Origin of the sequence: Arthrobacter sp. H14, from assembly GCF_000520495.1 — a bacterium.
Taxonomy (GTDB): domain Bacteria; phylum Actinomycetota; class Actinomycetes; order Actinomycetales; family Micrococcaceae; genus Arthrobacter_C.
The window spans coordinates 7893-18433 of the sequence record NZ_KI914639.1 but is presented as its reverse complement, the minus strand read 5'-3'; the positions used below and the strand labels follow the sequence as shown (position 1 = coordinate 18433).

Sequence of the window (10541 nt, the reverse complement as noted above, 5' to 3'; positions counted from 1 at the left end):
TCGATGGCCATGAGGGACTGCGCTGTCGGATCGAACCCAAACTGACCGCACAGCCAATTGCCCAGTGTGGCGACCTCGACCTGCGGCGCCAGGGGGCCGCCGTCGCGCCCGATGTTGATGTCCCAGCCGCGGTAGGTGCGGGGAAGCGCGGCTGCGACGGCGGCCGTGGCATCGTCGACGTGTGACGCATCGACGAAGATAACCGCACGGGGTCCCCAGTCGTGGTCGGTGGAGCGTTCGGTGTCGTAGCCGAGCACGTCGGAACCGGAGCCAAGGAGCCCGGCGGAATGGGGAACGCCGATTGCGGGGCTAAGGACCTCACTGTAGAAACCGCGGCACAGGTCCTGTCCCTGCTGGAACTTCCTCACGGCAAGGCGTCCTTCAGTTCCCGCGCGGCGGCAGCCGGATCATCGGCTTCGGTAATTGCGCGGACGACGACGATCCTGCGGGCGCCGGCGTCGACCACATCCCGGACGTTGGTCCGGTCGATACCGCCGATGGCAAACCACGGCCGTTCCGGGGACGAGGCGGCAACCCGGGCGGCGGCATAGCGCACCAGATCGAGTCCGACGGCGGCACGGCCGGGCTTTGTCGGCGTCGCCCAGACCGGTCCGGTGCAGAAATAGTCGAGCCCTTCAGCGCTGATCGCGTCCCTGACCTGCTGCTCGCTATGGGTGGACAGACCGATCACGTGGGAGTCCCCGAGCAGCTCCCTAGCGGCAGAGACCGGAAGGTCGCCCTGACCGGCGTGGAACACCGGTGCACCGGCCAGTGACGTGATGTCCGCCCGGTCGTTGGCGGAGAACAATTTGCCGTGCCGCCGGGCAGCGTTGCGGAGCACAGCGAAGTACTCGAGTTCCTCCGCCGCCTCAATGTTCTTGTCCCGGAGCTGGATGATGTCAACGCCACCGGTGTAGGCGGCGTCGACAAAATCGGCAAAGTCGTTCCGTCCACGGCGGGCGTCGGTGCAGACATACAACTGCGCAGCGGTGAGCTTTTCCCGGATCAGCTGGGCATCAAAAATGGTGGGCGGGTAAACGGAAGGCATACGCTTTAGACTAATAGAACCACGGGAGCCGGTTCCGCCGATGCAGCAGATGACTGCACAACGGACAGAAGGCTGAGAGGGCGTCCAGCGCCGACCGTACGAACCTGAACCGGTTAGTCCCGGCGTAGGAAGGATTTCAATGACGGCAATGCGCCCTCCGTCCCGGCACGTGGCAGTGGTCGGCGGCGGCATCATCGGCTTGGCTATCGCCTGGGCGGCGGTCGGCCGCGGACATCGTGTGACGCTTATCGATCCGAGTCCGGCATCCGGTGCCACCTATGCGGCAGCCGGCATGCTCGCCCCGGTCAGCGAACTGCACTACAGGGAGGAATCGCTCCTGGACCTGACGCTGGCGTCGGCATGGATGTACCGGAAGTTCACCAGCGACGTCGAGGACGCAAGCGGACTCGAGACGGGTTATCTGGCTGCCGGTACGCTGGTGGCCGGCGTGGACGCGGCGGACCGCCAGGCGCTCGCGGACCTTCGCGCGGCGCAGCTCGAACTGGGGCTGGAGGTACAGGAACTCAGCACCCGTGAGGCCAGGCGGATGGAGCCGATGCTGGGGCCGCAACTGACGGGTGCATTCCTCATACCGGACGACCATCAGGTGGACCCGCGCGCTTTTGCCGCTGCCCTGCTGGCCGCACTACAGGCCGGGGTGCGGGTCGAGATTGTCCGTACTGCCGCCGTCGGGCTCCTCTACGGTAATGCGGAAGACGACGGCGTCACCAGGGACGCGATCCGCCACGGAACAGGCACTTGCGGGATGGACGACGGCGATTGGGACGACGGCGGTATGGTCACCGGCGTGCGGCTCGCTGATGGCAGCCGGATCGACGCCGACGAGGTCGTGCTGGCAAACGGCCTTGGCGCGGCCAGTATGGACGGACTGCCGGATGGGCTGGAGCTGCCGCTGCGTCCGGTTTATGGTGACATTCTTCGGCTGCGGGCTCCACAACAGCTGCAGCCGCTCGTGACCCGCACCGTCCGTGCCGTTGTCCGCGGTTTCCCCGTGTACGTTGTCCCGCGCAGCGACGGGACGGTGGTTATCGGCGCCACTCAGCGGGAAGACGGATCCGATGCCCTGTCAGCCGGCGGCGTCTACCAATTGTTGCGCGATGCCCAAACGGTGGTTCCGGCGGTGGCGGAGCTGGAACTGCTGGAAGCGGTCTGCCGTGCCCGTCCCGGAACGCCGGATAATGCGCCGTTGCTGGGCGGATGCCGACGCACGGACGGCGCCGACGTACCCGGTCTCATTGTCGCGACGGGTTTCTTCCGGCACGGCGTGCTGCTCGCACCTGTCGCGGCTGCGATCTGTGCCGACCTGCTCGATGGGGTCACTCCTGACGTCGATATAGAACCGTACCGCCCGGACCGGTTCCGCCATGGCAGCACCGTCCCCGGCAATCTTTCCGACCTGCAAAGGAGCCAACCATGATCACGATCGAGCAAGGCACGCTGAACATTACCCTCAACGGCCAGGCCCACTCGGCGGCGCATCCCGTCCGGCTGAGCAACCTGGTGGAGCAACTGACTGGCCGTCAGCTCAACCACGACGGACAGCCGGCCGACGGAAGGCGGCTGGGCATCGCCGTCGCGCATAATTCCGAGGTGGTGCCGCGGAAGCAGTGGGCAACCACGGGGATCAACGAAGGCGACGACGTCGAAATAGTCACCGCCGTGCAGGGAGGTTAGGACATGAACGACCCGCTGATGATCGACGGCGTCACGCTCGGTTCGCGGCTGATCATGGGAACCGGCGGAGCACCGAGTCTGGATGGGCTGGGGGCCGCGCTCGCCGCTTCCGGCACGGAACTGACGACGGTGGCGATGCGCCGCTACAGCCCGGAGGTTGGCGGCTCGCTGTTCGCACTTCTGGAGGAGCAGCAGATCCGCGTGCTGCCCAATACGGCTGGCTGCTTCACCGCACGCGATGCCGTGGTGACGGCGGAACTGGCGCGCGAGGCGCTGGAAACGGACTGGGTGAAGCTGGAAGTAATTGCCGATGAGCAGACCCTGCTGCCAGACCCGCTGGAATTGGCCGAGGCAACCGAAACCCTGGTGGGGAAGGGCTTCAAAGTTTTCGCCTACACCAACGACGACCCGGTCCTGGCCCGCAGGCTGGAGCAGCTCGGCGTTGCCGCGGTAATGCCACTCGGGGCGCCGATCGGAACCGGCCTGGGGATTCTGAACCCGCACAATATCGAACTCATCGTTTCCCGCGCCGAGGTTCCGGTGGTGCTCGACGCCGGGATCGGCACGGCCTCCGATGCCGCGCTCGCTATGGAGCTGGGGTGCGATGCCGTGCTGCTTGCCACCGCCGTCACCCGGGCCCAGGATCCGGTGAAAATGGCCAGGGCCTTCAAGCATGCGGTGGCCGCAGGTAGGCTGGCATCACAGGCGGGCAGGATTCCCCGGCGGCAACATGCAATGGCATCGTCGGCCATGGAAGGACGCCCGGATTTGTAGAGCCGAAGGAGCTGCCATGAGTGCCAAGGATGAACTCAGCCGGGGAGATATCGATGCCGCTCTGCAGAAGCTGCCGGACTGGCGGTACAACTCCGGCGGCCTGCATACCGTGTTCAAGGCGGGTTCAGCCCGGGTTGCCCTGGATCTGATTGCCCGGATCGGAGATCTGGCCGAGGAACAGAATCACCATCCGGACGTGGACTGGCGCTACAACAAGGTGATTGTCTCGCTGACCTCGCACGACGCCGGTACCGTCGTCACTTCGCGCGATGTGTCCGCGGCCGAGGCGATCAGTTCGGCGGCAGCAGGTACCGGTGCAGAAGCAAAGCCGGATCAGGTGCAGAAAGGCTGAGCCGGGAGGAATCCTCCCAGCTTCTAGAGTGCGCCGAAGCCGATCTTGCGTTGTTCCTCGGCGCCAATTTCGACGTACCCCAGAACGTTCGAGGGAATGATCACGACCCGGCCCTTCGCATCCGTGAGCCGCAGTTCCGTACCGCCGTTCATGGCCTTGGCGATCGCGTCCGCCACGTCGTCCGCGGTTTCGGCGGATTCGATAACAATCTCGCGTCCAACATTCTGTATGCCGATCTTGATTTCCACTGTTGATGCCTCCTGGTAAGTGTCGAAGTCTGCGTTAAACCTACTGTAGAGCGGACGGGTTACGTCTCTTTGGGAAAGCGGCTGATTCCGCGCCAAGCTAAACGGTAAATCAGCTCACTGGCCACTTCCAGGTCCAGATTCTTATCCGTTTCCAACCAGTAACGCGCGCTGATCTGTGCCATTCCCGCCAGCGCGCGGCCCAGCAGGGTGGCTTCCTCATGCGAGAGCTGGGTATCTTCGGCGATGACGCGGGCGATGGCGTCGGCATACTTGGCGTTGAATGCCTCGAGTCTCGCGCTGACCTCTGGATCATTGTTCAGATCCGATTCGAACACCAGCCGGTGCGCCTGGTCGTCCTTGGCGATGAACTGGAAGTACGCATGCATGGTCGCATGCACACGCTGCTTGTTATCGGTCGTCGAATTCAAGGCGTCGACGAGCAACTCTGTGAAGGAGGCCAGATGGTTGTCCAGCAATGCCAGATACAGCTCGCGTTTGCCCGGGAAGTGTTGATACAGCACAGGCTTGCTGACGTGCGCCGTTTCGGCGATCTCATCCATCGCGGCCCCGTGGTACCCATTGGCGACGAAAACGTCGTGCGCGGCACGCAGCAACTGCCGACGTCGTTCATCACGGGGGAGCCTGGCGGACCGTCCCGGCGTCGGGCTCTGTGCTGGACTCAATTGCTGCATGCCTTTCGACGGCTAAATACCGGAAGTTCCGGCGTCGTACTCCATTCCAGCTTAGCGGTCGGCCATAATTGATGAGGACAGGCGAACGGTTTCCGGCTGCGCGCGCCGGTCGAGCAGGGCTGCAGCCGAAATGGCAATGAAATGGACACGTTGGTGGCAATGGCTCAACAGGAACTGCAACTTCCGCCCCTGGTCGAACCGGGGCCGGAACTGAGCGTGGAGGAGATTGAGCGCTATTCGCGGCACCTGATCATTCCCGAGGTCGGCATGGTTGGGCAGCGTCGGTTGAAGAACGCGAAGGTCCTGGTGATCGGCGCCGGCGGCCTGGGATCGCCGTCGTTGCTGTACCTGGCGGCGGCCGGCGTGGGGACCATCGGCATTATTGACGACGACGTCGTGGACACCTCGAACCTGCAGCGCCAGGTCATTCACGGGGTTTCCGATGTGGGCCGTTTGAAGGCGGAATCCGCACGGGAAGCGATCGCCGGTCTGAACCCGCTGGTCAGCGTGCAGCTGCACCCGGTCAGACTGGATTCCTCGAACGCGCTGGAGATCTTTTCCGGGTACGACCTGATCCTCGACGGCACCGACAACTTCGCAACGCGGTACCTCGTGAATGACGCGGCCGCGATCCTCGGCAAGCCGTACGTCTGGGGTTCGATTTACCGTTTTGACGGGCAGATTTCGGTGTTCTGGGAGAAGTACGGGCCGAACTACCGCGACCTGTATCCGGAGGCGCCGCCACCCGGGAGCGTGCCTTCCTGTGCCGAGGGTGGCGTATTGGGGATGCTTTGCGCGTCGGTCGGCTCGGTGATGGTAACCGAGGCGATCAAGTTGATCACCGGCATCGGGCAGACCCTGCTGGGGCGGCTGATGATCTACGACTCGCTTGCGTTGACGTGGCGGGAAGTGAAGGTGCGCAAGGACCCGGACGCTGAGCCGATCACCGAATTGGTGGACTACGAGGCGTTCTGCGGGATCCTCCCGGCGGGAGCGGCAAGTGCTGCCGATGGTTCAGCCATCTCGGTGCGCGAGCTGGCGGACATGCTGGCGTCGCGGGACCGGGGCCAAGCCGAGTTTGAGCTGATCGATGTCCGGGAGCCGGGCGAGTACGAGATCGTGAGCATTCCCGGATCGGTGCTGGTGCCGAAGGGGAGGATTGTCGATGGCGACGGGCTCGCACCATTCGCAGGCAAGCAGCTCGTTTTCCATTGCAAGACGGGTGTCCGCTCCGCTGAGGCGCTCGCCGCGGCCAAGAAGTACGGATTCGAGGCGGCTGTCCATGTCGACGGCGGAGTCGTGGCCTGGGTGGAGCAGATCGAGCCGGCGAAGCCTACCTACTAGCGGTATCTACGGGGTGGATATAGCGCCGCCCTTTTGAGTGGTCACTAATGGTTGTTTTGAGCTGTCGTAGCAACCATTAGTGACCACTCAATCCTGATGGGAGGAGGGTGCGGTGGAGGTGGCTTCGAGCTGGCCGGACCTGGCGAGGATGGACCGGGAAAGTGTGAGGTTAGGCGGATTCTTCGCGCAGGGGGAGCGAGACCGGGCAGGAATCCATCCCGGCAGCACCGGACCGACCGGAACCACCGGACGTGAAAGTCTGCTCGGAAGTCTTTTCTGCCCGCGGAGCGGCAGCAGGTTCCTCGACCTCAATGCCATACAGCGCCTCAAGCGCCGCAATGTAGGTGTCCTGATCCCCGTTGGCGGCCAGCTCGCGCCCCCGGACAGTCGGGATGTGCAGCAGTTGCTTGACCATCCGGCGCAACGCGAATTCGACCTCTTCGCCCGCGGCAGTGCAGCCGTGCTGTGACCGCACCCGCTCAAGTTCGACGTCGAGAACGTTATGCGTGTGCTTGCGCAGCGCGACAATTGCGGCGTCCACGGTGCGGGACTTCTGCTGGTGCTCGAACTTTTCCGCCGCTTCGACCACGATCCGCCGTGCCTCGGTCAGCGAATCCTTTTGCTCCTGCGGGGCGGCGAGGCGGACCGACTCCAGGGTGATCAGTTCGACGTCGGCCAGTTCGCCGACGGACGGATCGAAGTCATGGGTGAGGGCCAGGTCGATGACGGTCAGGGGCTTATCGGAGCCCGCACGGACGCGTTCGACAGCGTCGGCCTCCACCCGGGTGTCGCCGCCACTGCAGCCAATCACCACATCAGCTGCGGCCAGCGCGTCCGGCAGCGTCTGGCGGGTCAGCGCCGTGCCACCACGTGTGGCGACGAAGGACTCGGCGCGGCCGGAGGCGGAAAAGACTGAAACGTCGCTGCAGCCGCGCTCCCGAAGCAGAGACATGGTTGCGCCTGCGTAGGCGCCGGTGCCGATGATGACGACGTTCTTGCCGGCCCATTCGGGTTCCAGGGCTAAATCGGTGGCCAGCTCAAGTGCGACCGAGACGATGGAGAGCCCGCGCTGGCCCAGTCCGGTCTGCGAGCCGACGTCCTTGGCAGTGCGCGATGCGGTCTGGAACAGCCGTGTCAGGCCTCCGCTGGCGGTGCCGTTTTCCTGGGCCTCGATCAACGCCCGGCGCACCTGGCCGGCGATTTCGCGTTCGCCTACAACGGCTGAGTCCAGACCGGCTCCGACGGAAAACAGGTGACGTGAAACGTCGACGCCGGTGTTGACCGTAAACGCGCGTGCCACGAGGTGCTTGTCGATGCCGCTGTTGTCGCTGATCAGACTGAAGAGCGCTGACTTGGCCTCTTCGGCATCATGGCCGGAGGGCAGCTCGCAGTAGATCTCGTAGCGGTTGCATGTCGCGAGGACGACGGCGCCTGAGACGGGGTGGCCGTCGTCGAGTACAGCAGTGGCGACCTCAGAGGAGCCGGCGCTCAGGCGGGCTATGGTCTCGAGGTCCACATCTGAGTGAGTTGCGACGAGAGAAAGTAGATTCACAGCGCCTCAATCATAACGGGGGTTCACCTTTTCGGACGAATAGGCGACCCTTATTTGGAACCACCGGACTGGTGATTCTTAACACGTTCAGAGTGTGGGATATACCTTTAGTTAACCATGAGGTACATATCTTCGGCAGAATCGACGGCATGACACTTCCATCAGACCATCCGCTTATGGATGGCCGCACGTCCGGCTCGCCGCTGATCACTGCTTACCGCTCCGGAACGCCGTCGCGCCGTCCGGTTTGGTTCATGCGCCAGGCCGGCCGTTCGTTGCCGGAGTACCGTGCCGCTCGCGAAGGTACGGCGATGCTCGAGGCCTGCCTGACGCCGGAACTCGCCGCTGAGATCACGCTCCAGCCGGTTCGCCGCCATGGCGTTGACGCCGGAATTTTCTTCTCCGACATCGTCATTCCGCTCAAACTGGCCGGCATCGACGTCGACATTAAACCTGGTGTGGGACCGGTGCTTGGCGCTCCCATCCGCACTGCTGCCGACGTCGCCGCGTTGCCGGAACTGACCGATGAGGCGCTGGAGCCAATCCGCAAGGCTGTGCGGTTGACGGTGGATGAATTAGGTTCGACGCCGTTGATCGGCTTTGCCGGGGCACCGTACACCTTGGCGGCCTACATGGTGGAGGGCAAGCCGTCCCGCGACCACCTCGGCCCGCGCACCATGATGCACGCCGACCCGGACGCCTGGAAGGCCCTCGCTGCCTGGACGGCCGAGGCCTCCGGCAAGTTCCTGCGCGCCCAGCTTGAAGCAGGCGCCAGCGCCGCCCAGCTGTTCGATTCCTGGGCGGGCTCACTCGGCTTGGCCGACTACCAGAACCACGTCGCTCCGGCATCGGCGGCCGCGCTCGACCATGTCCGCGGCCTCGGCGCGCCGCTGATCCACTTCGGCACCGGTACCTCGGAGCTGCTCGGTGCCATGCGCGACGTCGGTGTGGACGTCCTCGGCGTCGATTACCGGTTGCCGCTGGACGAGGCGAACCGGCGGCTCGGGGGAACAACGCCGCTGCAGGGAAACATCGATCCGGCACTGCTCTCCGCGCCGTGGGAGGTACTCGAAGCCCATGTCCGCGACGTGCTCGACGCCGGTTCATCAGCTCCCGGGCACGTGGTCAACCTGGGCCACGGGGTGCCGCCGGAAACCGATCCCACGGTGCTGACCCGGATTGTGGAACTCGTACATTCAGTGACGCCGTAGTGCCACACACCAAGCCGCACACCAAGCTGGGCGCCAAGCCGCACGGCAAGAAGCCGGCCCGGCCCACCGCCGTCGTCATTGGCGGGGGTATGGCCGGCCTGCTCGCTGCCCGGGAACTTGTCACGGCCGGTATCGAAGTGACGCTGGTCGAAGCGTCGGACCGGTTTGGCGGCTGCGTGGGAGTCCATGAGGTCGCTTCCCTGAAGCTGGACAGCGGGGCTGAGTCCTTCGCGACCCGGTCAACCGCCGTGAGCGATCTGGTGCGGGAGCTTGGGCTCGGGGACCGGCTGGTGGAACCGAATCCGGCCGGGGCCTGGGTGCAGTTGCCCGAAGGCGCGTCGCCATTGCCCAAGACCGGCGTGTTGGGAATTCCGGCCGAACCGTGGGATCCCGAAGTACGCCTGACCCTCGGATTCCGGGGTGCATTGCGGGCCAGTCTGGACAGGTGGCTCCCCGCCTCCACAGGGACCAAGTCGGAACTATCAAGCGTCAGCGACCTCGTGCGCGCCAGAATGGGTCAGACGGTGCTGGAGCGGTTGGTCACGCCGGTCGTTTCGGGGGTGCATTCAGCCGATCCAGCCCTGCTCGATGTGGACATGGTGGCACCGCGGCTCCGCCGTCTGGTCGTCGAAAAGGGATCCCTATCCGCAGCCGTGGCGGAGCTCCGTGCCGGTGCCAAGGCGGGATCAGCGGTCGGGTCCCTGGCGGGCGGCATGTACACACTCGTCACCGCGCTGGTGGAGGAGCTGAAACAGACCGGAGTGAAACTCGTAACCGGCACGCCGGTTACGGAGCTGAAGCGCAATGACGCCGCAGCCGGGGAAGCTCCCGCGGCAGCCGCGGCCGCAGGGGAAACCGAAGACGCAGGGGAGCACGCCGGTTCCGCGTCCGGCAAATCCAAAGCCGTGCAACGGACCAAGACCTGGACCGTGACAGCCAACGGGAAGACATGGACGGCCGACGCCGTTGTGGTTGCCACGGAGGGCCCCGGAGCGGTCGGGCTGGTTTCGGACGTGCTGCCGGAAATGGCCAATTATGCGCCTTGGCCGGCCCATCAGATCAAGATCGTAACGCTGGTGCTGGACATGCCTGAACTCGATGCCCCCACCCGGGGAACCGGGATACTGGTGGCACCGCAAACTCCGGGCATCCAGGCCAAGGCACTAACGCATGCCACGTCCAAATGGGCCTGGCTCGCGGATGAGGCTGGACCAGGCACGCATGTCCTGCGGCTGTCCTATGGCAGGATGTCCCAGGCCGCGCAGGACAGTCCCGAAGCTCCCCGGATCGCGGCCGAGCTGCATGATGCCGGCGAGGACGTGAAGCCCGAACCGGAAACGGATGCGGAGTTGCTCGAGGCGGCTGTTTCCGACGCCGCAGCTCTGCTCGGTATCCACATCACAGAGGCCGATCTGCTCGGGAGCGGCATTGTCCGGTGGCAGGGCGCTCTGCCGTTTGCCGCCGTCGGGCATAAAAAGCGGGTGGATGAGGCCCGGAAGCTGGCCGGGCAACTGCCCGGATTCGCGATGGTGGGTTCCTGGCTTGCCGGCACCGGACTGACCGCCGTGACTGCCGATGCGCGGAAAACTGCCGGTGTACTCGCGGAGCGGCTGGTGGAGGAGCCG

General features: G+C 64.9%; 11 protein-coding genes, 1 pseudogene and 1 riboswitch. Of the genes and pseudogenes, 7 read left to right on the top strand and 5 right to left on the bottom strand.

The genetic code is table 11. From position 1 onward, the window contains the following. Both Y707_RS31285 and thiE read right to left on the bottom strand, forming a co-directional pair. Window positions 1–368, bottom strand: a pseudogene (locus Y707_RS31285) (hypothetical protein); the annotation flags it as partial. Further along, window positions 365–1048: a thiamine phosphate synthase gene (thiE, locus tag Y707_RS0105890; RefSeq protein WP_051441698.1), complete on the bottom strand. Its 684-nt coding sequence runs from the start codon at window positions 1046–1048 to the stop codon at window positions 365–367. The gene thiE and the pseudogene Y707_RS31285, both read right to left, overlap by 4 nt. A gap of 11 nt (window positions 1049–1059) precedes the next feature. Further along, a riboswitch (TPP riboswitch) is annotated at window positions 1060–1196 on the top strand. Here thiE and Y707_RS0105885 point away from each other — a divergent pair. From Y707_RS0105885 to Y707_RS0105870, 4 genes are all read left to right on the top strand, one after another. Further along, window positions 1188–2486: an FAD-dependent oxidoreductase gene (locus Y707_RS0105885; RefSeq protein WP_026534379.1), complete on the top strand. Its 1299-nt coding sequence runs from the start codon at window positions 1188–1190 to the stop codon at window positions 2484–2486. (Overlaps the previous riboswitch by 9 nt.) 20 nt (window positions 2487–2506) lie before the next feature. Further along, window positions 2507–2743 (top strand): sulfur carrier protein ThiS, encoded by a 237-nt coding sequence (thiS, locus tag Y707_RS30525; RefSeq protein WP_026534378.1) that lies wholly within the window; start codon window positions 2507–2509, stop codon window positions 2741–2743. Between the two features lie 3 nt (window positions 2744–2746). After that, window positions 2747–3517 carry a thiazole synthase gene (locus Y707_RS0105875; protein WP_026534377.1) on the top strand — a complete coding sequence of 257 codons (771 nt, stop codon included), beginning with the start codon at window positions 2747–2749 and terminating at the stop codon, window positions 3515–3517. Window positions 3518–3533: 16 nt separating this feature from the next. Beyond that, window positions 3534–3869, top strand: a complete 336-nt coding sequence (locus tag Y707_RS0105870; protein ID WP_026534376.1) for a 4a-hydroxytetrahydrobiopterin dehydratase — start codon at window positions 3534–3536, stop codon at window positions 3867–3869. 23 nt (window positions 3870–3892) lie between these two features. On the opposite strand, the gene Y707_RS0105865 is transcribed toward Y707_RS0105870, so the two are convergent. Both Y707_RS0105865 and Y707_RS0105860 read right to left on the bottom strand, forming a co-directional pair. Next, window positions 3893–4117 (bottom strand): DUF3107 domain-containing protein, encoded by a 225-nt coding sequence (locus Y707_RS0105865; protein WP_026534375.1) that lies wholly within the window; start codon window positions 4115–4117, stop codon window positions 3893–3895. Between the two features lie 59 nt (window positions 4118–4176). Next, window positions 4177–4800: a TetR/AcrR family transcriptional regulator gene (locus Y707_RS0105860; protein WP_253905072.1), complete on the bottom strand. Its 624-nt coding sequence runs from the start codon at window positions 4798–4800 to the stop codon at window positions 4177–4179. Window positions 4801–4950: 150 nt separating this feature from the next. Between Y707_RS0105860 and moeZ the strand changes: the two genes are divergently transcribed. Further along, the gene (gene moeZ, locus Y707_RS0105855) at window positions 4951–6153 is read left to right on the top strand and encodes an adenylyltransferase/sulfurtransferase MoeZ (RefSeq protein ID WP_051441696.1); all 1203 of its coding nucleotides are present in this window, start codon (window positions 4951–4953) and stop codon (window positions 6151–6153) included. A 169-nt stretch (window positions 6154–6322) separates the two neighbouring features. Here the strand turns inward: moeZ and Y707_RS23890 are convergent, their stop codons facing one another. Beyond that, window positions 6323–7705 (bottom strand): glutamyl-tRNA reductase, encoded by a 1383-nt coding sequence (locus Y707_RS23890; RefSeq protein WP_081744655.1) that lies wholly within the window; start codon window positions 7703–7705, stop codon window positions 6323–6325. Between the two features lie 149 nt (window positions 7706–7854). Here Y707_RS23890 and hemE point away from each other — a divergent pair, with 149 nt between their 5' ends. Continuing rightward, entirely contained in the window at window positions 7855–8916 is a 1062-nt protein-coding gene (hemE, locus tag Y707_RS0105845; RefSeq protein ID WP_026534372.1) for a uroporphyrinogen decarboxylase, read from the top strand. Further along, a partial coding sequence (gene hemG, locus Y707_RS23885) for a protoporphyrinogen oxidase (protein ID WP_333782836.1) occupies window positions 8916–10541 on the top strand: 1626 nt, incomplete at its 3' end. The genes hemE and hemG, both read left to right, overlap by 1 nt.

Excerpts from the sequence above, each read along its gene's own strand:
- Y707_RS0105875 (WP_026534377.1), top strand. The coding sequence starts at position 2,747 with ATGAACGACCCGCTGATGATCGACGGCGTCACGCTCGGTTCGCGGCTG.
- Y707_RS0105885 (WP_026534379.1), top strand. The coding sequence starts at position 1,188 with ATGACGGCAATGCGCCCTCCGTCCCGGCACGTGGCAGTGGTCGGCGGC.
- hemE (WP_026534372.1), top strand. The coding sequence starts at position 7,855 with ATGACACTTCCATCAGACCATCCGCTTATGGATGGCCGCACGTCCGGC.
- Y707_RS0105870 (WP_026534376.1), top strand. The coding sequence starts at position 3,534 with ATGAGTGCCAAGGATGAACTCAGCCGGGGAGATATCGATGCCGCTCTG.
- thiE (WP_051441698.1), bottom strand. The coding sequence starts at position 1,048 with ATGCCTTCCGTTTACCCGCCCACCATTTTTGATGCCCAGCTGATCCGG.
- moeZ (WP_051441696.1), top strand. The coding sequence starts at position 4,951 with ATGGACACGTTGGTGGCAATGGCTCAACAGGAACTGCAACTTCCGCCC.